This window comes from Peribacillus simplex NBRC 15720 = DSM 1321, from assembly GCF_002243645.1.
Lineage (GTDB): Bacteria > Bacillota > Bacilli > Bacillales > DSM-1321 > Peribacillus > Peribacillus simplex.
Map to the genome: position 1 here is coordinate 568,912 of NZ_CP017704.1, position 23,589 is coordinate 592,500.

General features: G+C 36.5%; 15 protein-coding genes, 2 rRNA genes, 4 pseudogenes and 2 riboswitches (1 of these 23 only partly in view). Of the genes and pseudogenes, 7 read left to right on the plus strand and 14 right to left on the minus strand.

The window, feature by feature from the left end; translation table 11 throughout:
• The first annotated feature begins 275 nt into the window (after positions 1-275).
• A complete protein-coding gene (locus tag BS1321_RS02565; RefSeq protein ID WP_063235439.1) occupies positions 276-1,718 on the plus strand; it encodes a GntP family permease in 1,443 nt (480 codons plus the stop codon).
• A gap of 770 nt (positions 1,719-2,488) precedes the next feature.
• Here the strand turns inward: BS1321_RS02565 and sda are convergent.
• The 4 genes and pseudogenes from sda to BS1321_RS02590 all read right to left on the minus strand — a co-directional run bounded on the left by sda (position 2,489) and on the right by BS1321_RS02590 (position 5,937).
• Positions 2,489-2,620, minus strand: a complete 132-nt coding sequence (sda, locus tag BS1321_RS27300) for a sporulation histidine kinase inhibitor Sda (RefSeq protein WP_144477046.1) — start codon at positions 2,618-2,620, stop codon at positions 2,489-2,491.
• Positions 2,621-2,829: 209 nt separating this feature from the next.
• Positions 2,830-4,422 carry a glutamate/serine transporter AimA gene (locus BS1321_RS02580; protein WP_063235437.1) on the minus strand — a complete coding sequence of 531 codons (1,593 nt, stop codon included), beginning with the start codon at positions 4,420-4,422 and terminating at the stop codon, positions 2,830-2,832.
• 52 nt (positions 4,423-4,474) lie between these two features.
• Positions 4,475-4,553: riboswitch (ZMP/ZTP riboswitch) on the minus strand.
• 615 nt (positions 4,554-5,168) lie between these two features.
• Positions 5,169-5,390: pseudogene (locus BS1321_RS02585) on the minus strand (amino acid permease); the annotation flags it as partial.
• Positions 5,350-5,937, minus strand: a complete 588-nt coding sequence (locus BS1321_RS02590; RefSeq protein ID WP_411836524.1) for a threonine ammonia-lyase — start codon at positions 5,935-5,937, stop codon at positions 5,350-5,352. The pseudogene BS1321_RS02585 and the gene BS1321_RS02590, both read right to left, overlap by 41 nt.
• A gap of 406 nt (positions 5,938-6,343) precedes the next feature.
• Positions 6,344-6,522: riboswitch (Lysine riboswitch) on the plus strand.
• A gap of 135 nt (positions 6,523-6,657) precedes the next feature.
• Between BS1321_RS02590 and dapA the strand changes: the two genes are divergently transcribed.
• Positions 6,658-7,554 carry a 4-hydroxy-tetrahydrodipicolinate synthase gene (dapA, locus tag BS1321_RS02595; protein WP_063235434.1) on the plus strand — a complete coding sequence of 299 codons (897 nt, stop codon included), beginning with the start codon at positions 6,658-6,660 and terminating at the stop codon, positions 7,552-7,554.
• Between the two features lie 217 nt (positions 7,555-7,771).
• On the opposite strand, the gene BS1321_RS28470 is transcribed toward dapA, so the two are convergent.
• Positions 7,772-7,894, minus strand: coding sequence for a hypothetical protein (locus BS1321_RS28470; RefSeq protein ID WP_257790330.1), 123 nt, complete (start codon positions 7,892-7,894; stop codon positions 7,772-7,774).
• Positions 7,895-9,073: 1,179 nt separating this feature from the next.
• On the opposite strand from BS1321_RS28470, the gene BS1321_RS02600 reads away from it, so the two are divergent.
• Positions 9,074-10,309: an IS110 family RNA-guided transposase gene (locus BS1321_RS02600; protein WP_094246551.1), complete on the plus strand. Its 1,236-nt coding sequence runs from the start codon at positions 9,074-9,076 to the stop codon at positions 10,307-10,309.
• A 223-nt stretch (positions 10,310-10,532) separates the two neighbouring features.
• On the opposite strand, the gene BS1321_RS27305 is transcribed toward BS1321_RS02600, so the two are convergent.
• On the minus strand, positions 10,533-10,697 hold the full coding sequence (locus BS1321_RS27305; RefSeq protein WP_155726555.1) for a hypothetical protein: 165 nt from the start codon (positions 10,695-10,697) through the stop codon (positions 10,533-10,535).
• Between the two features lie 399 nt (positions 10,698-11,096).
• Here BS1321_RS27305 and BS1321_RS02605 point away from each other — a divergent pair, with 399 nt between their 5' ends.
• Positions 11,097-12,482, plus strand: a complete 1,386-nt coding sequence (locus BS1321_RS02605; RefSeq protein WP_063236566.1) for a cytochrome P450 — start codon at positions 11,097-11,099, stop codon at positions 12,480-12,482.
• Positions 12,483-12,722: 240 nt separating this feature from the next.
• On the opposite strand, the pseudogene BS1321_RS02610 reads toward BS1321_RS02605, so the two are convergent.
• Positions 12,723-13,903: pseudogene (locus BS1321_RS02610) on the minus strand (IS110 family RNA-guided transposase).
• 594 nt (positions 13,904-14,497) lie between these two features.
• Between BS1321_RS02610 and BS1321_RS02615 the strand changes: the two are divergent.
• Positions 14,498-15,994, plus strand: coding sequence for a multicopper oxidase family protein (locus BS1321_RS02615; RefSeq protein ID WP_063236505.1), 1,497 nt, complete (start codon positions 14,498-14,500; stop codon positions 15,992-15,994).
• A gap of 322 nt (positions 15,995-16,316) precedes the next feature.
• On the opposite strand, the gene BS1321_RS02620 is transcribed toward BS1321_RS02615, so the two are convergent.
• The 3 genes from BS1321_RS02620 to BS1321_RS02630 all read right to left on the minus strand — a co-directional run bounded on the left by BS1321_RS02620 (position 16,317) and on the right by BS1321_RS02630 (position 20,044).
• The gene (locus BS1321_RS02620) at positions 16,317-17,648 is read right to left on the minus strand and encodes a peptide MFS transporter (protein WP_063236504.1); all 1,332 of its coding nucleotides are present in this window, start codon (positions 17,646-17,648) and stop codon (positions 16,317-16,319) included.
• Between the two features lie 423 nt (positions 17,649-18,071).
• Positions 18,072-18,707, minus strand: a complete 636-nt coding sequence (locus BS1321_RS02625) for a response regulator (RefSeq protein WP_063236503.1) — start codon at positions 18,705-18,707, stop codon at positions 18,072-18,074.
• A complete protein-coding gene (locus BS1321_RS02630; RefSeq protein ID WP_081113115.1) occupies positions 18,704-20,044 on the minus strand; it encodes a sensor histidine kinase in 1,341 nt (446 codons plus the stop codon). The genes BS1321_RS02625 and BS1321_RS02630 overlap by 4 nt, the downstream gene beginning before the upstream one ends.
• Before the next feature lie 233 nt (positions 20,045-20,277).
• Here BS1321_RS02630 and BS1321_RS02635 point away from each other — a divergent pair.
• Positions 20,278-20,417, plus strand: a pseudogene (locus tag BS1321_RS02635) (IS6 family transposase); the annotation flags it as partial.
• Between the two features lie 167 nt (positions 20,418-20,584).
• Here the strand turns inward: BS1321_RS02635 and BS1321_RS02640 are convergent.
• Positions 20,585-21,085: pseudogene (locus tag BS1321_RS02640) on the minus strand (recombinase family protein); the annotation flags it as partial.
• A gap of 677 nt (positions 21,086-21,762) precedes the next feature.
• Between BS1321_RS02640 and BS1321_RS02645 the strand changes: the two are divergent.
• Positions 21,763-22,011 (plus strand): hypothetical protein, encoded by a 249-nt coding sequence (locus BS1321_RS02645; protein ID WP_063236502.1) that lies wholly within the window; start codon positions 21,763-21,765, stop codon positions 22,009-22,011.
• A gap of 268 nt (positions 22,012-22,279) precedes the next feature.
• Here the strand turns inward: BS1321_RS02645 and BS1321_RS02650 are convergent, their stop codons facing one another.
• The 3 genes from BS1321_RS02650 to BS1321_RS02660 form a co-directional block, all read right to left on the minus strand.
• Complete coding sequence (locus BS1321_RS02650) at positions 22,280-23,128, minus strand: tyrosine-type recombinase/integrase (RefSeq protein WP_063236501.1); 849 nt, start codon at positions 23,126-23,128, stop codon at positions 22,280-22,282.
• A gap of 162 nt (positions 23,129-23,290) precedes the next feature.
• Positions 23,291-23,406 (minus strand): 5S ribosomal RNA (gene rrf / locus BS1321_RS02655).
• A gap of 64 nt (positions 23,407-23,470) precedes the next feature.
• Positions 23,471-23,589: ribosomal RNA gene (locus BS1321_RS02660) — 23S ribosomal RNA — on the minus strand (it continues 2,814 nt past the right edge of the window).

Consider the following 23,589-nt stretch of genomic DNA (forward strand, 5'->3'; position numbering starts at 1 on the left):
AAACACATTTAAGACCTTGCTTTTTAAACTTCATAGTTTATTCTTCCAATTTATTAAATAGTTAGGAGACTGGGTTTTAGGTGTACGTTAAAATTTTGTTATAGATTCAAATGAAAGCGATTTCTATATATCGTTTTTTCAAATAACTACACTTTATGACTAGTAAACAAAATAGCATAAGCATCCTAGAGTTACTTACTAATTAAAATATAGGGTCAGCATTTTAGTAAGTTGAGCAAATAGAAATATTTTAATTATTTTTTTGGAGGTTTATTATGCCATTACTTATAGTAGCGATTGGGATTATACTGTTGCTAATTTTGATTACTGGATTCAAATTAAATACATTTGTTTCATTAATTATTGTATCTTTTATTGTATCTTTAGCGCTAGGAATGCCTCTAGGAAATGTTGTTACATCAATTGAAGGTGGATTAGGAGGTACACTTGGTCATATTGCTTTAATATTTGGACTTGGTGCAATGCTTGGTAGGTTAATTGCTGATGCAGGGGGAGCCCAGCGTATTGCAATGACCTTAATTAACAAATTTGGAGAAAAAAGAATTCAGTGGGCTGTTGTAGTTGCTTCGTTTATTGTGGGTATAGCACTATTTTTTGAAGTAGGATTAGTTTTATTAATTCCAATTGTATTTTCAATTGCGAAAGAATTAAGAGTTTCTATTTTGCACCTAGGTATTCCTATGGCTGCAGCCTTATTAGCAACTCATAGTTTCTTACCCCCACATCCAGGGCCAACAGTAATAGCTGGTGAATATGGTGCAGATATTGGATTAGTTTTACTTTACGGTATTATTGTCGCAATACCAACCGTCATTTTAGCAGGCCCTCTATATACTAAGATTGCTAAAAAAGTTGTACCTGATGCATTCAACAAAACAGGTAATATAGCTTCTTTAGGCGAACAAAAAACATTCCAACTTGAAGAAACACCAGGTTTCGGTATAAGTGTATTGACTGCAATGTTCCCCGTTTTATTAATGGCTATATCTACAATTCTTGATATGATTCAAAAATCAGTAGGGTTTGAAGGTAATACATTAATAGAAATTGTTCGTCTTATAGGAAACCCTTCGTCTGCAATGTTGATATCTTTATTTCTAGCATTCTATACAATGGGAATAGCAAGAAATACTCCAATAAAAGAAGTGATGAATTCTTGTACGTCATCAATTGCAGCAATTGGTATGATGCTATTAATTATTGGAGGTGGGGGTGCTTTCAAGCAAGTACTAATTGATGGTGGTGTAGGGGATTATGTAGCAGAATTATTTACAGGAACTTCAATGTCACCTATCATACTTGCTTGGTTAGTTGCTGCGATATTACGGATATCTTTAGGATCAGCCACAGTTGCAGCTATGTCCACTGCAGGATTAGTTATTCCAATGATGGCTCAATACGATGCTAATTTAGCCTTAGTAACTCTTGCAACTGGAGCAGGTAGCTCAATTTGCTCGCATGTTAATGATGCAGGATTTTGGATGATTAAAGAATATTTTGGGTTAAGCATGAATGAAACATTTTCAACATGGACAATCCTTTCCACTATTACTTCTGTAGCAGGTTTAGGGTTTATTTTATTATTAGATGCATCCTTAATTATCTCGGGAGCAGTAATAATTCTCATTAGTATAGTAGCAATATATTTCAGTATGTTTGACCGATCTAAGGATAAAAGAAACGCTTTGGGGATATAAAGGCATAAAACCTTTTGGAAAACAAGGGGACGGTTTGAGACCAGTGAAAAAGTCTATTTAAAGAAAAGATGGAAGTTGATAACCTACTATTATGTAGATAATCAACTTCTCTTTTTTTATAGTGTATTGATGAAAATGTCTGTTGCAACTTCTTCTACAATCTGTTACTGTAGCTGAACAAAAGATAGAAACAGGAAGAGCAAACCTACTGTTCTTACTCTTTTGGTTTTCGTGCAAAAACTTCAGGACAATTGCAATTAATCTCTAAATCTTGGACATCTATCGCCTGGTTGGACCGGAAGTAGAATATATACTAAGAAACTCAGAAAGCCGGGGATTCATTATTTCAATTGGAAACGCTTTCTTGGAACGTGACTTTCAAAAAGGCGATAAATTAGCTGTCATGTTAAAGAATCATGCTGCTTATGACAAGGGTGCCGCACGAGCAGCTGCATGACAAGAAAAATCCACCTCTTATATATTATCGAGCTTCTTATGCCAACCATTAGTTATGACTGAGACCCCTGCTTTAATTTTAAAACACATTAAAAAGCCTAATTGATAGGCTTTTCAACTAGATAATTGTCTCTACTTCTTCTTTTGAATATTATTTCCCAATTATTTCAAAGCATTTTTAGCTGCTCTACTTTTTTTGAGTTGTTTTTGTTCCTTATAAATTTTTTTCAACGAGGTTACTGGTACAATTTCATTTGCAAAGACTATCTGTTGGTTTGGGTGTATTTCTATGATAGTTCTAGAAAATTTAATGATTATATTACATCAGAACGAAATCTTTTATTTATTTCATTGGTTAATAACGATATAAAACTGGGATCAATTTCTAATTTTTTTGCTTTAAGATAGGGATTAATTAATAATTCATTGCTTAACTTTTGAAGCAATATTATTCCCCCTTTCAACACTTTTTTAGAACTCTCAATTCTTTCCTTACCACGCACCTTATCTGTACGGCTTGTATTTTCTGTTGTGCTGTAAATTTGGCCATAAAGAAACTGCACCTCCAATTGTTAGATATGTCTAACAATTGGAGGTGCAGTTCAAAAGTAACCATGTTTTCTTTTTACTCATATAGCGGTGTCTACAATAAAAGTTATTTATTGATAAATTCTTTGTTAATTTTTTCAGCCTCAGCCATGTATTCTGTTTTAATCCCGCTCTTAACTCCCCACCAAAAGAAGCCAAGTGCTATACATGCGATGACCACCATATCCCAGCCAAATGTAAGAATATTTTTTCCGCCGAACTTCTCACTTCCAATATAAGAAATGAAAATCATACAACCTAAGTAAAGCAGCATCCAAACACCTGATAAAAATTGTTTTTTGAATCCATTCCACTTATTTTTAGCTTGATAATAAAAGTAAATAGGTAATCCAATTGCAATGATGAAAACGACTTCTCCTGTTAATGGCCAACGCGCCCAGTATAAAGTAAGCGATGCGAAAACAAATCCACAAGGTGCAATAATAGAAGCTCCTTTTAAGTGAAATGGACGATTAAAATGAGAAGCTGTACGTCTTAATGTTGTCAATGCAACTGGCCCCATAATGTACGAGATAAGTGTAGCAACTGAAATCACTTCAGCAAGTACGCCCCATCCGCGGAATAAAAATAAAAAGATAAAACATACGCCTAAGTTTAATAACATCGCTGGACGAGGAACACCATAAAGTGGATGTAATGTACCAAAGATATTCGGTAAGTACCCATTTTTCTGCATTCCATAAAGCATACGTGAAGTTGTAGCTGTGTAAGTAGCTCCTGTACCAGACGGTGATACAAACGCATCTACATACAATACAATCGCTAACCAGTTAAGACTAAGAGCAATTGCCAAATCAGCAAAAGGTGAATTGAAATTCAGATGACTCCATCCGTTCACGATCATAGACGGATCAACTGCACCGATAAACACAACTTGTAAAATAACGTATATAAAACCTGCAATTAGAATAGACCCAATAACAGCAATAGGTATAGACTTATTCGGCGACTTCGCTTCGCCTGCCATATTTACGGGACTTTGAAATCCATTAAACGCAAACACGATACCAGAAGTAGCTACTGCTGTTAAAACGCTTGCCCAACCATATGGTGCGATACCTTGAGAACTTGTAAAGTTTTCACCATGAAATCCAGCAAAAAATAACGATCCTGCCATTACACCTGGAACAATTAATTTAAAAATAGTAATAAATGAATTTGCCTTAGCAAAAAGGTTAACTGTCCAATAGTTGACGAAGAAATAGAACAATAATAGTAAAGAAGCTATGAATAATCCTTTAGTCGTTAAGATATTGTTATCAACTAAAGAATGAGACCAACTGGCCCATTCCCAAGGCCACGTACTCATATATTGTACTGAAGCAATTGCCTCAACTGTAATAGTCGAAGCGATAGATATCCAGTTCGCCCACGCAGCTAAAAATCCAATAAAAGAGCCATGCGAATATTGAGGATACTTAACCATTCCTCCAGCTTCAGGAAACATTGCCCCAAGCTCTGCGTAAGATAATGCAATAAATAAAATTACAACCATACCGATAATCCAAGAAAAAATAGCTGCTGGTCCAGCAATCTGGGCAGCTTTCCACGCTCCGAACAACCAACCAGAGCCGATAATAGAACCAATACCTGTCATAGTTAAAGCAAAAGTACCCATCTTTCTATGCATATTACTCATCTCTACCTACACCTCTTCCTAGGAAAATAAAAAACACTTGATCTATAAATCAAGTGTTTGCCCAGGCGCGCGGCTTATACTCTATATGCTCCCCCATGGTACTCCATGTTGCGCCAGTTACATATAGGAAAATAGTTTTTTTTTAGTATATAGGATTATTTTAAATTTCACAATACTTGAAAAATATTTATATTTTATATATAATCTTATTTATTTTTCGTAATTTCCTATCGATATTCATTTTAATTTGATAAAATTAGGTGAATTAAAGTTCAAAAACAAACATTCGATTTCCAGAACACATGCTACATCAATATAATCATTTCTCTTCAACATTATACTTAAAAATCTTTAAGAGCTTATATGCGCAAAATAAACCGTTCATATTTTACAAATTATATCCCAACAACATTTACATAGAAGTCATGAATCAGTTAGTTAATACTCCATACCTTTATTGAGCATTTTTCTACAATAACTGTTCTTTTCTTCCTCAAAAAAAAGCCATGCACAAGTTGGGGAAAATACCTGAGGGATGAAGATCTCTCTTTATCTCTCTTTGTTTTGTCCACAATTTATGCACAACTTTAATTAGTGTCTATTATATTTAACTAATGTGAAACACACTCGGCATAGCTAGAGTAATGAACGTAGATTAAATTTCCTTAAACAAGATGATGTCCCTAAATCCTTATAATAGAATAACTCGTATCACTCATCTTTTTATTGAAATGGCACGAGGCTTCTTAACTGGAAATATCATCATCGGATTTAACATCCAATGGTGTTCGTTTATCCATTTTCAGTATGTAATAACTTGCTGCGACCAAGGCTAGGAAAACGATCCCGACAACCAAGGAAATCCGGGTACTGGGATTGAACCAAATACCAACCAGCACCATCAGTAAAAAGGCAATTATCGCATAGTTACTGTAAGGGGCCAACGGCATTTTGAACGGTTTTTCCCTCCCACTTCTTAAATACCGTTAGAGATTCTGGAAAGTACCGATCAATCCACTTTAATGCCAAGCCAATTCCGGAGAGAAGCCCACCACCTGAAAGGGGAACAATTACATCTGTTAGATTAGGAAGATCCTCTAACAATTCCAAGCCAATTGTCCCTTGTCCAGCCATGACGTGAGGATCATCAAATTGAATCACCGTTAATCCTTTCCCTCTTTCCAGCTCATAGCAACGCTCTCCTGCGGCATCTTGGCTATCACCAACTATCTCAATTTGAGCTCCCAGTCTTTTTAATGAATCTATTTTTGCTTTTGGTACTCGATTTGAAATGCATACAACAGCATCAATCCCTATTTTTTTTGCCACATATGCTACAGCAATACCATGGTTCCAGTTGAAAAAGTTGCAACCCCACGTTTTTTTCTTTTCACTCAAGCTGAGTATCTTATTGGCGGCTCCCCTTACTTTAAATGCTCCAACCTCATGAACATTTTCAAGCTTTAAAAAAACAGGACGGCCAGTTTTTTCTGATAGTATAGTAGATTGAATCAATGGAGTTCTACTTACAATTTAAGCGATTCGATTTCTTGCTTCCCAAACATCACGAATTTTCATATCTTTTCTTTCCTTTGTTAGTTTTGCATTAGTCATGTTATCCTCCCCCTCCTTGATTATTATTCTAGGTGTTCATAAGGTAAATACTAATTCCCTTCTATAAGATATATCAATTGTAAATACTGACTATAAAAGGGTGAAACTTTTCATACAATTTGTTTTATAAAACTATTATATTGAGTTTACATAATAACTAAAAAAGATGAATCCAACCCAATACTGTAGCCATTTCCATCGATTATCCATGTATTCTTAAAAAAAACTTCAAAATTTGCCTTGCAATAAAAAGGATTCCCTGTTATATTACAGTCAATTAAATATTTTCTTACTTCATACTTTTTGAAGTGAGGATAGAGGAGCAAAGACCATTAGTACACATTTTGAGGAGAATGAGATCCTATGACTATTGTGGAAAGGGGAATTTGCCGAAGCGGAAAGAATCTCATGTTCTTGAAGCTGGTTCTGCTATTGAATAAATACAGGACTGTCATATAGGAAACTATATGGAGGGCTATCTTACGCGCGGAAACATTTTTTTGATAAATATTGTTTCTACTGCAGCAGCGAATCCTCGTTGTTGCTTTTTTGCGTTTACTCCTGAAAGGCCCTAACCACCTCTGAATTTTTTAAAAAAATTATACAAAAGGGTGTGAAGTTATGAATTTTGGCCAAGTTTTAACCGCAATGGTTACCCCATTTAATCATAATAATGAGGTTGATTTTAATGCTACGCGAACTTTAGTAAATTATTTAATTGCTAATGGTTCTGATGGTTTAGTTATAGCTGGTACAACTGGAGAGTCTCCAACATTAACTGCAGAAGAAAAAGTAGATTTATTCAAAATTGTTGTAGAAATTGTTGATGGAAGAGTTCCAGTCATAGCTGGAACTGGCTCAAATAACACGAAAGCTTCTATCAGCTTAACAAGGCAAGCAGAGGCAGCAGGAGTCGACGGAATTATGCTCGTTACCCCCTACTATAACAAGCCGTCTCAAGAAGGATTATTTCAGCACTTTAATGCTATTGCCCATTCAACATCATTACCGGTAATGCTTTATAATATCCCAGGACGGAGTGTTGTAAACATGTCAGTAGAGACGATTGTTAGTCTCTCAAAAATTAACAATATTGTGGCAGTAAAAGAAGCAAGTGGTGACTTAGATGCCATGGCACAAATCATAAGCAAAACAACTAGTGATTTTACACTGTACAGCGGCGATGACGGGTTAACATTACCGGTTTTAGCCATCGGCGGAACAGGCATTGTTTCGGTTTCTTCACACATAATTGGTAATGAAATGCAAGAAATGATCAATAGCTTTAAAAATGGTGATGTCCATGGTGCCGCTACTACACATCGTACCCTTCTTCCAATTATGAAAGCATTATTTGCTGCACCAAGCCCAGCACCGGTAAAATCAGCATTAAATATGCGGGGGTTAAATGTTGGAGGTGTCCGCTTACCATTGGTCCCTTTAAACTATGAAGAAAAAAGAGCACTACAAATAGCTCTACCCCCTAGTAACGTAGAAGCAATTTTGTTAGATAAATAAACTAATGATTCATTTAGCGAGTCTTGGGATACAGATTTCCTAATTAATAATCATATAAACTGGAGAAATTTTAAAAAGCAGTGCAACTCCGAAAGAAGTGCACTGCTTTCTAATCGATCACGACTCAGGAATTAAAGCTAGTAGAAATAGCTAGAGATAATAAAGTTAAAGATATTATTGCGTCAACTGAACCAACATTAATTATATAGCCTGACCTTTAATTCACCGCGTTTTCCTTTAACTCATTAATTTCTTTTTGTCCTTCAAACCCTTCCACTAATTCATTGAAATAGGGCTCTTGTTTAGTTGTAAATCCACTTTTCTTATAAAACAATCGCATAGACAAGCACTTCTAAAAAAAAGCCTTTTTGTCAACAAGAACGCGGTTATTGCGCTAATAGTTAATATAAAGAGAAACAAATTAGATGAGCTCTAAAAACTTTTATTTTCAATAATTTATATCCACTTTTTTTACTTATCACTTAATTACTTTGTTCTAAAAAGCCCTTTCTCTATTATTGAACTATACCGGATAACGGACACACGAACGGAAGAAATGAATTAGTTCAAAGCCTCCTCGCGGATTCATGCGAGATATACGGTTCTCAAACAAAGTAGAAATGCACTATATTTGAGCACTTAAAGATTTAGAATGATAAGAGCAAAAAGAAAAACCAAGATGGTATAGATAATGGCGGCGCGACAATGGAAACACTTGTACCGAAAATGTCATAATCAAATCCATTCAGGGAAATTAACGCAATCAGTCACGGATTGAAGATACTGGAGAGCCGTATGAAGGGAAAATTTCAAGTATGGTTGGGGATATTTATGTCAAAATTTGCTTATAGTATGTTTTCCTCGTAATGGTGTCGGTAACCCATGCCCATCAAGCTAAGAAAACAAGTCGACCCCAAACGAAAAAAAGATTTATGTGTTTTTCTAATGAGCCCAAGAGGGATTTATAGAATTTTAACTTGATGGCTATGTGGCGAGACCTCATTAAAAGTCTTTTCACATTAAAAAGGCCTAACAGGAAAGAAAAGAATTAGCCATTTCCTGATAACATAACTAAGTCATACAAGTAATTAACAACTTTACCCATACTCCAAGCTATTATTGCTTAACTAATTGCAATTACAGCTAAACTCACAACTTTTATTAACTCTAATTTGCCTTTATCCACCTATATCTCTCCTCAACCTGTACTATTTAGGAGTATATATTCTTCAACGATAATAAATAATCCTTGTGCAACTAACCTGCCCCTTTCGTATTATAAGGTCAGCCAGAAAATATTTCTGGTTGACCATTTTTTATATGGTTTTATTATAACGGTAGCCGGGGCAAAACGTACCTGCTCGTGGGGATAGACCCCGTCAACTAAACAGTTTGCCCCCTACTTGTAGAAACATGATTAGGCTGGTTGGGACGTAGATCTCGTATAACAAGCGAAGCTGTGACACTGCAAGGAGAAATAGGGGTACCGGTAATCCACTAGATCAGGAGGAGATTTAGAATGAATCCAGTCGTTGGTCTGGATATTTCAAAAGGGGAAAGTCAGGTTCAAGCATTTTTGGATAAGGGTAAACCTTATCAAAGGAGTTTTAAAATAACTCATACTGTTGAGGGGCTTAATTTACTTGTAGCGTTTCTTGAGGATGTAAAGAAAGAGTCTGGTCAGAAGCCTTCAGTCGTTTTAGAAGCCACTGGACATTATCAAGCTCCAGTCGTTCATTACTTGGAAGAACGAGGATATTTATTGATTATCATTAATCCATTGATTTCATATAAGGCAAGAGGATCAAGCTTAAGAAAGGTAAAAACAGATGCCATTGATGCCTATCTTCTCTGTGAGTTGTTTTATAAAGAAGAATTAGAGCCATATAAAAAGCGTGGAGTCCAGTTATTGAACCTTCGTAATCTCACAAGACAACATGAAAACATAACTGGCGTTATGGTTCAAACAAAGCTTCAATTTCAGGCAGTGCTTGAACAAGTGTTTCCTGAATATAAAGGAGTTTTTGGAGATTTATATTCTGTGGTGTCACTCTTAACTCTTTCAGAGTTCCCCTCTTCAGAGGACATTTTGAAGGCAAGTGAAGAAGCAATGACAGCAAGGATATTTGAGTTATGCAAGAGTAGATCAATTAAATGGGCAAATGAAAAAGCGATTCAGCTTAAAGCTGCGGCAGCTCGTAACCCTTTTGAAAAGACAGTCTATCAGAGTCATATTTTAAGCCTTGGTATGTATATAAATATTCTTCTTCAGTACAAAGAGCATCTATCAAAGTTAGAGGCAGAGATAGACGCCCTCGCTAAAGAAATTGAAGAATATACGATCCTCAAATCTATCCCAGGTATCGGAGAAAAGATCGCGGCAACGATTATTTCTGAAATTGGTGAGATAGATCGATTTAATAATCCTAAAAAACTTGTAGCTTTCTCTGGAGTTGATCCTAGTGTATTCGAATCCGGTAAGTTTACAGCTACCAAAAATAGAATCACTAAAAGAGGTTCTAGCAGACTTCGACATGCCTTATATATGGCGGTTCGTTGTGCTATTCGTGATTGCCGGAAGTCTAAGACAACTGATGAAATTATCCCTCGAAATAAGAAGCTACGCGTGTTTTATGACAAGAAACGCGAGGAAGGAAAGCCTTATAAGGTAGCCGTCATAGCCTGTGTAAATAAGCTCTTACACTGGATTTTCGCTCTATTAAAGAACAAAATGACTTTCCAAGATATTGTTTAAAATTTATATTTAACTAAAAAGAACAAAACCTTCCAAATGAGAGTCTGAAGGAAGGTTATTTGGTATGCCTATTATTAGTATATCACGTATGTTTTTATCTTTTTATTGAAAAATGTTGACAAACTATTAGCTGGTTTAGTGCCATAAGAAAAAGAGCTACCAAAGCAACTCTCTTATTAAAGTAACGCTCCCGTTAGCTTAACAAACAAATTTATTATGTGAATTACCTTCCTTGTCTTTTCCCAATCGAAAACCCAGCAGCTAATAAAGACACCATCGCTAAACCAACTCCAATAATCATTGAATAATCAAAAATATCTTTAAGCGCCATACCGCCTCCAATAGATGCAGTAGATAAGCATAACAATGAAACAGTTTTGTTCTTCATAGTTCTCAACATCCCTCTATAGATATTACCAAAAAAATCAAATTAATTATTCAACTAACCTGCTCCGTTAGTTGAATAAGAAAATGGAGCTGTTTCCAACCCCATATTTGTTAGTTCAACAAGATAATAACTTTTGTAAGTCAGTTCCATACATACCTGCTTTCATTAGTAAAAGAAAGTGACAACAGGGATGGGTGCCTTTACAATTTCATAAACACTTTAATTTCGTTTATTAATAGTATTCCTTTATACACACTTATAATTTCATTCAAATTGATTAACTATCTTTAAAAAATATTGTATTTGTTAGTCTTCTTATTAACAACTTGTCCAAACCAATCAATACTTTCCTCATAGAATGAATACAAGTAATTATACCGAAATGGAGGAAACAAACCATTGAGTGACAAAAATTTTTCAAATGATTCTCCAGGCCCAAAAGGAAAATTAATTACTGGCCATTCAAAGGAGTTTATTTCAGATACACTTGGCTTTCTTACCCGTTTAGCAAAAGAATATGGAGAAGTTGCTAAAATTCGTTTTGGACCTTTCCATAATGTTTACCTTATTTCAAATTCAGATTTAATTAAGCAGGTACTTGTAACAAAACAAAAATCTTTCTTGAAATCAAAGGACTTCTCTGCTTTAAAACCAGTAATCGGAGAAGGGCTTCTTACAAGTGAAAAAGAAATTCACATGCGCCAAAGAAGACTTATTCAACCCTCTTTCAAAAAGTCTCATATTAGCAATTATGGTCAGGATATGATTGATATAACAATGGACTATATTTCCACTTGGAAAAACAGAGAAGAAAGGATTATTACGGAGGATATGATGAGCCTTGCACTGGGTATTATCAGCAAGACCATGTTCAGCATGAGCCTCAAAGAAGGATATGGCATGCTCGGGGAACCTATAGAAGCCTTCATGAGAATTGCCGTTAAAAGAATGCGAACACTTCAAATGCCACTATGGGTTCCAACTAAAAACAACCGTGAATATAAAATTGCGAAACAGAGACTTGATAAGGTGATTTATAGCTTTATTGAAAATCGCAGAACAGAGGCAGAGAGACATGAGGATATGCTTGGGATTCTAATGGATGCTCGAGATGATGAGGATGGCTTAGCTATGACAGACAAGCAGTTACGTGATGAGTTAATGACCATCTTCCTTGCCGGTCACGAAACAACAGCAAACGCGCTTTCCTGGACCTTATACTTGCTTTCCCAACACCCTGATGTGGAAACTAAACTTTTCAATGAAATAGATAGCGTAATCGGCAACCGTAATCTAACACCTGGCGATTTTATGAAATTAACATACACACAAAATGTTATCTATGAATCAATGCGCATATACCCGCCTGCCTATATCATACAACGGGAAGTGGCGGAGGATGTGGTAATTGGAGGATATCTTTTTAAAAAAGGCGATATGATCCTGTTAAGTCAGTATGTGATGCACCACAAGCCTGAGTATTTTGATAATCCAGATTCCTTTAAACCTGAGCGATTTGAAAACAACTTTATGAAAACCCTACCTCCGTTCGCTTACTTTCCATTTGGCGGAGGTCCGAGAGTTTGTATCGGTAATCATTTTGCAGTGATGGAAGCTGTGCTTGTCCTAGCATGCATTGCTCAACGATATCGGATAAGGCTGGCGCCTGACCATCATGAAGTAAAGCCACTACCGTCTATTACACTCAGACCGAAGCGTGGATTGCGCATGGTAGTCGAAGATAGAAATATAGGAGGTTTCCAACCAGAAGCTTCTGAAATTTAAATGAATATAAGTTGTATTAATGAACAAAATTGTCACTCTACACCTAGGGAAGATCCCCCCTTTTAGTTCCATAAAAAAGACTGCCGCATCAACCCTGGTTTTTGAAGTAAACCAGCTAATAGGATGTCAATATCTTTGTCTGAAATTTATATTTCCCTTATGATATATTATTTCTGGCCATGCCAAATAACCCTCCAAAACCCTTTTGGAAGGATTTTCTCTGCTTCACAAAACCGTTAATTAGGCTAAATCTAGGAACGTTTCTTTTCTATTTAATAAAGCGTAAATCCAATGAAGCAACTTATAAATACAGGCAACGATTGACACTTTGGCCGGTTTTCCTTCTGATTTTTTCTTAAGCTTTTTGTTCCTTGAACTTCTTATGCCGCATAGTACGGCAAGATACAGAGAATGACGTAGTCTGCTCGAACCTCTTTTAGTCATACGATTAATGGTTGCGGTATACTTACCTGATGAGTGAACACTAAGGTCTATTCCAGCGTAGGCAACGAGTTTTTTCGGATGATTAAACCGATCGATTTCACCAATCTCAGAGATAATCGTGGCTGCGATTTTTTCTGAGATTGGTGAAATCGATTGGATCATCTTATATTCTTCCATTTCATTTGCCAGGACCACTATACGATCTTCCAAAGCAGAAAGGTGTCCCTGGTAATGAAAAAGCAACTCAATATACATACACAGATTAATTACGTGACTTTGATACACGATTTCCCGGAATGGATTTCGAGATGCGGAATCCATTATTTTTTTGGCTTTTCCCCATGCACATTACCCAGATCGGCTAGGACAGAACTCCATTATACTCTCTGCTAGTTTACTTTCCCCGGCTGATAATATGGCCTCTGAAGTAAGGTATTCCTTTATCATCATTAATGTAACCTTTGAAAATAAATCGCAAAAACCTTTCGGTATTCAGGAAACACTTGATCTAAAATGGTGTGAAACTGAAGTTTAGCTTCCACATACATATTCGTTACGATTTCCTGTTGTCTGGACAAATTCCGAAGGTCTAAAAGCCGAATTCCTCTAATTTTATGAGATTCACCTTTGTAATACAGCACACACAACTGGTACGCATCGATAGCGTCTGTTTTTACCTTTCGTAAACTGGTCTTCTTTGCCTGATAAGAAATAATCGGATTTAGTAAGATATATAGAATCCCTTGATCCTCCAGGTATTGAATAACGGGAGAATGGTAATGCCCTGTAGATTCTAAAATGACCATAGGCATCTGCCCTGTCACCTCTTCAATTTCTTTTAGAAATTCTAAAAAATGATCTAACTCCTCTTTGATATGCTTCATTGAAAAGCTTTTCCCATACGGTTTAGATTGATCTAAGAATGCCTGAACTTGGCTCTCTCCTTTTGCCACATCCAGACCAACAACTGGATTCATTATCTTTACCTCCTCTACTTATTAACCAGTACCCCTAGTCCTCCATGTAGTGTCATAGCTTCGCTTGTTATACGAGATCTGCGTCCCAACCAGCCTCAAACATGTTTCTACAAGTAGGGGGCGGACAGTTTAGTTCACGGGATCAAGTCCCACGCACCCGTTAGCCATCCATGAATCGCAAAAATCGGCGATTCACCACAAAGATTGAAAATGGTTAGGAAGTGTCAATACTGATACTGACCTTAATCCAGTCAACCCTAATCCATAGACTAATTAATTAACGCTCTCCTCTTTTTTAAAACGATTGAGCAGGGTCTTCTTAAGTATTGTCATTTTTCATTTTTAAAAAACTTATTGTCATGGTAGTTCCATAAAGATAAAGCTACTACCAGCAACAATTCATATCAAATTAAAATATTTTTTATTCAGTAACTTTTATGTTAATAATCAGTATTATGTAAACTAACTTTGTATATCATATGCATAATCGTTTTTAATTTAATAACCGTGGACAAGTATACAAGCAAAAAAATATTTATTTAATAGAATATAATCCATTATTATATTCTGTTAAATGAAAGGGGATAAAAATGTTTGGAATTAAAAAAATTTGTTGATGCTCTTCCGATTCCTTCAATAATCAGACCAAAGGAAATATATAAAGGTAAGCCGCTTTATGATGTGCGCATGATTGAAACACTACACAAGTTTCATAGAGATTTACCTAAAACGAAGGTATGGGGCTATAATGGTCTAGTACCAGGTCCAACTTTTAATATAGAAAAAAATCAACCTATATATGTGAGATGGACAAACCATTTACCAAAAAAACATTTTTTACCAGTTGATAAAACCATTCACGGAGCCAGTCACAATCCAGAAGTAAGAACCGTTGTGCACTTGCACGGAAGCCCATCAGAACCAGCTAGTGATGGTCATCCTGAAGCATGGTTTACAAGAAAATTTCGGCAAACCGGTCCGCACTTTATGAAAGAAATCTATCATTATACGAATCGAGAACGAGCAGCTGCCCTTTGGTATCATGACCATGCACTTGGGATTACCCGTCTGAATGTGTATGCAGGTCTTGCAGGACTTTACTTCGTTCGCGATGAGCAAGAAAGGTTACTGTCACTTCCAAAGGGTAAATACGAGGTACCTCTGATGATTCAAGATAAAACATTTAATCCAGACGGTTCGCTCTTTTATCCTTCACAACCAGACAATCCATCCCCTAATTTACCGTATCCTTCAATTGTTCCTTCGTTTTTAGGGGATACCATTACAGTTAACGGGAAAGTCTGGCCATTTTTAAAAGTTGAGCCCCGCAAATACAGATTCCGTTTATTAAACGCTTCCAATACTCGAACATACAAGTTCCAATTAAGCAACCTGCGTCCTTTCTATTTAATTGGAACTGATGGTGGCCTTCTTTCCCGGCGAATTAAAGTAGAAAGTTTGGATGTTGCACCAGCTGAACGCATCGACATCATTGTTGATTTCTCAGGGTTAGAAGGGCAAAAAGTAATATTACAAGATGGTTTTGAATTAGAAAATCCAACCGGCGAGATAATGGAATTCAAAGTAAATAAATCTTTATCTTGCCCTGATCAGAGCAGAGTTCCATCTCACTTAAGCCACATTGACCCTATTCCATTAAATAAAGTAAAAAAGATAAGACGATTAACATTAAATGACTCACAAGACGAATTTGGACGTCCTATGCTTTTATTTGACGATAAAGAATGGATGGACCCAGCAACAGAAACACCATTACTTCATTCTGTTGAAATATGGGAGTTAGTGAATTTAACCCCTGGAATTCATCCTATTCATGTACATCTGGTTAATTTTCGTGTCCTTGATCGTTACGATCAGAATGGAAACTTGGTGGCTCCTCTCCCGGCTGATTTCGGTTTAAAAGATACCGTCCTAGTAGGTCCTGGAGAAACCGTACGAATCATCATGAAGTTTCAGCCATTCTCTGGAGACTATGTATGGCACTGTCATCGTTTAGAGCATGAAGACCATGACATGATGAGACCGTTAAAAATCATATCTTCCAATCTCAATAGACACAAATTAAACTGATAAATAAATTTCATTGGAAAACGGACTTCCCATTGAATCCATTATGTAAACTAAACTTTATAAGATGTGCACTTGTTTTATTACTGTTTTATGAGTGTGAGCAAGTTGGATGGATTTCTTGCACCGAAACCGGTTATCCAATGTATACTCTTTAAAAGAAAGATAATTATGTTTCATAAGATAATCGTTCCTTTCTGGTTTGGGTCGTTGTCGAGACTCCTCTTACACCAGTTTGGACCGATTCTTTTATTTTTTTACACTAAATAAAAAAGCTCGACCTAAAAGGCACATTATGTGCCTTTTGGGTCAGCTCCTTTTCTTATTATTCCATCAGCTTTGCTACTGGCTTCGAAATAAGCAATAATACAATACCTAAACCAATTGTTACAAAACCAATTACACTGAAGATTTCCAGGTAACCTAAAGACTGCGTATATGCAGCTAACTGGCCGGCTACCATATTAGCTACCGCGGAACTTGCCAGCCATACTCCCATTAGAAGAGAAGCAAGCTTGATTGGAGCAATTTTACTTACCATTGATAAACCAACTGGTGAAATCATTAATTCGGCTAATGTATGAAGGAAATACGTTACAATCATGAACAGGATGTTTACTTTCAGCGCTGTATCGTTTCCTGTATACATAACAGCAGGAAGCAGTACTAAGAAACCTAAACCAACAGTGACTAAACCAAGAGCCATCTTCGTTGGAGTTTTTAAGTCACCGCGTTTTGAGCTGCCAAGCTTGTACCATAAAGCAGACATAATTGGCGCTAAAATCACGATGAATAATGGGTTCAATGATTGGAACCAGGCAGTTGGAATCTCAAAACCAAATACATTCCGATCAATTTGGTCATTAGCATACAATGTCAATGAACTTCCAGCCTGCTCAAAAGCGGCCCAGAACGCAATAACGAAGACTGCCAAAATAACGATAGCCGCTGTACGTTTTTGTTCTCTTTTCGTTAACGGTGCAGCTGATTTTTGACCAGCTGTAACTTCCGGTTTGCCAGTAGGTTCTTTACCGATATCACCTAAATAGCGATTGCCTAATAAGTTGAAAACTAACTGCCCTACAATCATGCCAATTGCTGCTGTCAAGAACCCATATTTATAACTCATAAGTCCAACTACTAATGGTGCGAAGAAAGCCCCTACGTTAATACCCATATAGAAGATGGTGAAAGCTCCATCACGACGCGGATCGTTGTCTTCATAAAGATCACCAACAATTGTCGAGATGTTTGGCTTGAAGAAACCATTACCGATAATCAATAAACCAAGACCAATGTAAAGCGCTGTCAAACTCTGACTTGCGAATAGCGAAAAGTTACCAAGCGCCATTAAAATGCCACCAATCGTGATCGCCAATCTTCTGCCTATGAAACGGTCAGTTAAGTATCCGCCAATCATTGGCGTAATATAAACGGCACCAGTAAAGAATCCGTATATGCCCATAGCCGTAGATTTGTCGACTCCAAGCCCGCCGTTTACAACAGTTGCTGTTAAGTAAAGAACAAGAATTGCTCTCATTCCGTAATAGCTGAAGCGCTCCCATGCCTCAGTCGCGAACAGCATATACAGTCCTGGAGGATGCTTTTTCCTAGACTGGTTTGGCTGCTGAACATCATTTTTTAATATTGCTTGCATAATAATTTCCCCCTAAATATGGTTAAATATTAAACCATCCACCAATCGTTACATTCACAAAATAATTGCATGGTTTTTATTTTAATAGATTCGTTCCACCTACGCCTAATACGATGATGGCCAAGCATGCCATCCAACCCATCATCAGTAAGCGTTTACATTTTTATTCTTGACTCTGTTGCAAAAAGAATCAGATAGCAAAATCTAAATGAGCATTAACTTATAAATTCATTCATTTTATTCGAAGACGTTCAATGAAGGCATTTAAATTTCAAAGAATCTTTAGTGTTGTAAAATAATTTTATATTATCTGAAAATATAAAAATACAGAAAAAAAAGAAAAAAAGTCTTGCTGCATTAGCGGTCTGTGCAGCAACAAAGACCCCCATTATAAAAAAAACTGCCTTGTATTAAGGCAGTTTTTTAGTCAACAATCCATTGATATAAATTTTTCGGTCTTCCTATTTTTTGATAACTTACAATAATTTCCACTTTTCCTTCATCAAGTAAATGCATAATATAGCGATAGACGGTCGGATAAGCCAAACCAACTTCTTTAGAAATTGTATCCACAGAAAAAGGTTCACGATTAGAATGTAGAAAATCACTAACGTGACAAAGTGTTCTCTTACTAATTCCCTTTGTTACAAATACATCCTTTTCTTCACTGGGTTTTTGCTGCGGAGCTGATTGAGTTAATTTTGCAAGGCGAGCATGCAGTTTAATTCTTGAAATCATATCAGGCGCTTTTACAGGCTTTAATGCAAAATCTGTTGCGCCTGCTTCAAGAAAGCGATCAGCAATTTCCTGTCGTTCATCGACTGTTAATACAAGAATCGGAACATCAGCATTAAGTTTACGAAGCTCACCCACTGTTTTTATTCCGTCCATTTCCGGCATATGATAATCAACTAAAACAACATCTGCTCCTTTTTCTGCAAACACATTTAACCCTTCTTTTCCGTTGTTAGCCGTATCTACATTCCAGCCGGCAAATTCACAAATTTCACTTAGCATATATTGAATTGATGCATCATCATCAATGACTAAAATGTTCATCTTGACACACTCCTCTCAGCTAGTTTAATCCAAATTGTTGTCCCGTGCCCAAGCTTGCTGTCAATTTCTAAAGATGCACCATGTCCTTTAGCAACTTGTCGTACGAAAGCTAATCCCATCCCTGGATGCGATTTCGTACTAAACCCAGCTTTCCATATTTTCTTCTGCTCTTTAGATGAAATCCCTTTCCCATTATCTGATACGCCCAACCAAAGTTCATTTTCATAGGTTTTTACCTTAAGCAAAATCTTGCCATCTTCTATTCCATTCACTGCATCGTAAGCATTGTCAATTAAATTCACTAATGCCCTTGTCATTCGGATTTTATTAATTAAAATTTTAATTTCAGGATCTGTTTGAAAGTCTACCTTCAGATTAAGATTTGTCCCGCTCAATCTGCTTGCTTCGACGTATTCAACTAAATCCTTTATACGGCACCAATGTTTTTTATCATCATATAAAATCTCGGAAATCATGTCGCTAACGGAATGAATCGATGATGAAATCTTTTGACAATATTCTTTAATTTTAGAATCGTCCACTTTCAAACTAATTAAAGAATTTAGCCCCTCAATTGCTGTGAGAGGTGTTTTTAAATCATGGACCAGATATAGTGCTTCTCGTCCTGATCTTGACTGCATTGCTTCTAACTGCGCATAATGAAGCTCTTGCTTTATCCGCCACTTTTGTTCAGCTAATGAAAAATACACAGCTAAAATAACAGCATTAATAACAAAAATTAAACACAAAGTTAAACTGTACAATGTTAAAGATTGCTCAAATCCAATTTGAACCGCTATATCTTTTAATTCCTTTGAAATCGACCCTTGGCCAAATCCATATTTAGATAAAGAAGGAATCTCATTCAGCCATTCAATCCCAAAGATTAATTGAGAACAAATAATCGTTTTAATAATAGGCTTTAGCCTATCCTTTTCAAAGGCTTGCAATAATAAGACTGCTAACAACAATAACAACGCATATGCGCTAAATGAGTATGTTAAAGAATAATAAGCATTTATCACGATATAGTCGAGAGGAATAACAATAAGAGGAATGATAATTTTTAACCATGGACGGTTTAAACGATCACCGATTTCGTCTCCCAACAGCAGTGCACCAATATAATGAAACAAAGCTAAAACTGTATTTAAAGACACTAACAAAAAAACGGCAAGCATTAACGTATTTCCTGTTTCTTCACCTTCTCCTAATGAAATAAGCAAATCAGTAAGACCAATTTCGTCAGGACCCAACCACGATAGTAAGAATACCCCGAATAAAATTACTCCAATTTTCATCCATATTGTCCAAGACTTCATAAGACTAGCTATCATAATCATTTCACCTTTAATAGATTAATTGCTTATAGAATAGAATGATAACCATTCTTCCATTTCGTATTTATTTAATTTTATGTATACCCTCCATAATCTCATTATACGCAATTCATCATAATTATGAAAATTATAAAAAAATGGGTTCTGGTGCAAAAATCCGAATATCTTGCAAGTATACTATCGCTATGAAAAAACCAGCAGAATTCAAGTAGAAGCATTATGAACCAGAAATTATTCCTCTCACAGTAAGGAGGGGCCTAAGGTAAACTTGAGTTTTCGTGATTTTATGGAAATAATGGAGGAACGAGACTTATCCATAGCTCACACAACCATTATACGTTCGGTCCATCAATATGGTCGTGAGCTGGATTAGAGAGTCCGTTCTAACAAAGGGTGAAGCCTGTCCAAAGCTAGATTTTTAAAATAGATGTATATAAATTTGTAGAACAGGTAAAGTATTCCCCCCTACCATTGAAAATCCTTTGCTCCTGTTGAGCAAAGGATTACTTTCGCTGTCATCTCGCCTGCTTTCCATCAATCATACACTTCTTGAAATTCTTCTGTAACTTCAACTTTTGGTCTGCCAAACGCTGCACCACTTTGCAATGCCACATCAATACCTTCTCGCTGCCGTTTTCTAATTCGATTTCTTTCTTCTTGGGCCATCCACGATAGAATTTGTAAAACAAGATCGGCAATAAATGTACCGAGACTATCTTTAAATTGAGTTGTATCGAGCAATGGCATATCCAAAACGACGATATCCACCTGGATATTTTTTGTAATGTCATTTCACTCTTTTTGAATCTCCTCTTTGTTCCGACCAAAACGATCGAGAGAACGAATGTAAAGAATATCTCCTTTACGTACCAAACATTTTAGTAATTGGTACTGAGCCCTATTGAAATCTTTTCCACTTTGTTTGTCCAAAAAAATATCACGTGGATCAACTACTAATTTTTTTATCGCTTCTAACTGCCGACCTTCATTTTGATCTTTGCTACTAACTCGTATGTAACCAAATTTACGATCATCCATTTTTTTACTCCTCTTTCTGCTTTCCTCCTTACTTATTCAAAATCGTTCGTAAAAGTATGTGCAAAACTAAGAACGTTCGTAAAATATTTTTCAACTTTAACGAACGTAAAAACAGGTTGAATTTATAGAAAAAAGAACCGTTCATAAAAGTGTACTTTTACGAACGGGTGTAACAATGCTATACCGCCCATTTCGGTAATTTTTTAGCTTTAAACGGCGCTCAACCATTTTTGTGAAATACAACATTTTCTTTTTTTTGGATATTATTAAAATAATAGATCTGCTGATTTTGTTAATTTTAGTCCCTTCATCCTATCAGCCTGGGATCTTTATCATACCAAGGGTTTTTGCTCATATTTCTAAATGAAATCCTTGACAATGTAAGCGCTTTCTTTTATTATGATAATAGGTTGGATGGCATGCGTGGCCGTCATAGTATCTGGCGTAGGTGGGGCCAATACCGGGAACAGTACATAGAAGAAATCCCCTATTTTATGCAACAGCTAGCTTCTTCCGAATAGGAAACAGTGATTCATCAATCATGTTATTCAAATACAAAAAAACTCTGTATTCGGTCAAATTCAGGGTTTCCCTAGCTTGAAAGCTCCCCTTAAGATCCCTTATGTTTTATTACAAATATGTATGCTAGTTTTATTGGTAGAATGAGGAGGTGCTTTATGGAGAACAAAAAAAGTTCCCTTTACGATGAATTACCGTTAGAATTATTGGCAGGATTTTATTATGAAATAAATAAGAACATTGAAAAAGGAATCTTGTCTAGTGCTATGTATCATGAAATTAGATTAATGGAACAAACAGCATTAAAAAGAGGTATCTCACTTGAATACCTACATGACAAGGGTGCTTGTTTAATTGAAACCGAGAAACTACTAAGAGAAACAACCCTGCAACCAACCCTGGGATAAGGGGGGGAGCAGAGGCCATTCATTTTTACAAACTAATTTGAGAAGATTATCATTATGTATATTCCCCAACTAAAGAATCTACTATTCACGGTATCCAATAAAAAGGCTCTGAAGTTCTGGGAAGAATGAAAAAAGTGAAGAAAGAAAGGAAAGAGCATAAGGAAAAACTAAGAGAAAGGCTATTTTTCAGCAGCAAGAATTCCCCAGTGCCATTGGAATTTATATGATTGGGAATACTCCCCGATATACAAGAAGTTTTCCTCCCTTATTAATTATCAAAAGTATTTTCAATGGCTGATTCCAATTCTTCTTTTCCTTCTCCTATATAACGTTTGGTCATGTTCAAATCTTTATGCCCCATCAATTTTGAAACGGTTTGAAGGTCTATCCCCTTATCGATTAATGTTTGGCAAAACGTATTCCGCAGCTTATGGGGAGTCGCATTATATTTATTCAGCATATATTGCACGGACCTTGGCGTGATGCGCTGATTCACACTGGATATGAAGATGGCCTCCGTTTCCATATTTAAAAATTCCTTGTATGCCTTGATCTTTTCACTAGCAGTCATGGAAAGTGGAATCTTCCTGTCTATATCACCCTTTGAATCCCGGATGAGGATATATTGCCTTTCTCCCTCTTTTTGAATGTCGCTATGGTTCAAATCACAAAGTTCGGACACCCGGATACCCGTATGAATCATTGTGTAGACAATGGCAATATTCCTGAAATGCCCAGAGGCCTCGATTTCTTTTAGGAGAGCAGCTTGCTCAAGCATGTTCAGGGCTTTTGGCGGATCTTCTTTCTTTTCCTTTGCTTTACGATCGATGTTGAGGACGATTTCGGGTTTATCAAGGAACCTGGAAAACATGGTAATGGCTGAATAATGCTTTTCAATCGTTCCTGCACTCTTGTTTGACTGTTCCATATCGTCTAAATAGGATTGGACATGGGATTTTTCAATCTCTTCCGCCTCATCTTTAAACCATTGAAGAAGCTGGGAGATAACTCCCACATAGGTTTTAATCGTACCATCGGATTTATTTTGACCCATTAACCATTCCGCAAAAGAATGAAGAATTTGTTTATTGTCCAGGATTTCTTCTTTACCGGTCATTCGAGAAGCCCCCTACCAAAATCATGCTTTTAATAAGCCTTACCAACGAATGGTGGAATTTATACAAAAAAACCTTAGGATAATCCTAAGGTTTAGAATGCGTAGATAGGATTTGAACCTGTTTATACGGGTTTATGAATCCTAATTGATGTGATAAACATTGCTTGGCGGCGTCCTACTCTCACAGGGGGAAACCCCCAACTACCATCGGCGCTGAAGAGCTTAACTGCCGTGTTCGGAATGGGAACGGGTGTGACCTCTTCGCTATCGCCACCAAACATATCAGGAACGTTGTTCCTTCAAAACTAGATAATAAAGAAGGTATTTCATTTTTTAAAAGCGTTGGTTAAGTCCTCGATCTATTAGTATCAGTCAGCTCCACATGTCGCCACGCTTCCACCTCTGACCTATCAACCTGATCATCTTTCAGGGATCTTACTAGCTTGCGCCATGGGAAATCT

Bases quoted from the DNA above. Each gene is read 5' to 3' on its own strand.
- BS1321_RS02565 (WP_063235439.1), top strand. From the start codon at position 276: ATGCCATTACTTATAGTAGCGATTGGGATTATACTGTTGCTAATTTTG.
- BS1321_RS02580 (WP_063235437.1), bottom strand. From the start codon at position 4,422: ATGAGTAATATGCATAGAAAGATGGGTACTTTTGCTTTAACTATGACA.
- dapA (WP_063235434.1), top strand. From the start codon at position 6,658: ATGAATTTTGGCCAAGTTTTAACCGCAATGGTTACCCCATTTAATCAT.
- BS1321_RS28470 (WP_257790330.1), bottom strand. From the start codon at position 7,894: ATGCGATTGTTTTATAAGAAAAGTGGATTTACAACTAAACAAGAGCCC.
- BS1321_RS02600 (WP_094246551.1), top strand. From the start codon at position 9,074: ATGAATCCAGTCGTTGGTCTGGATATTTCAAAAGGGGAAAGTCAGGTT.
- BS1321_RS27305 (WP_155726555.1), bottom strand. From the start codon at position 10,697: ATGAAGAACAAAACTGTTTCATTGTTATGCTTATCTACTGCATCTATT.
- BS1321_RS02620 (WP_063236504.1), bottom strand. From the start codon at position 17,648: ATGCAAGCAATATTAAAAAATGATGTTCAGCAGCCAAACCAGTCTAGG.
- BS1321_RS02625 (WP_063236503.1), bottom strand. From the start codon at position 18,707: ATGAACATTTTAGTCATTGATGATGATGCATCAATTCAATATATGCTA.
- BS1321_RS02630 (WP_081113115.1), bottom strand. From the start codon at position 20,044: ATGATAGCTAGTCTTATGAAGTCTTGGACAATATGGATGAAAATTGGA.
- BS1321_RS02645 (WP_063236502.1), top strand. From the start codon at position 21,763: ATGGAGAACAAAAAAAGTTCCCTTTACGATGAATTACCGTTAGAATTA.
- BS1321_RS02650 (WP_063236501.1), bottom strand. From the start codon at position 23,128: ATGACCGGTAAAGAAGAAATCCTGGACAATAAACAAATTCTTCATTCT.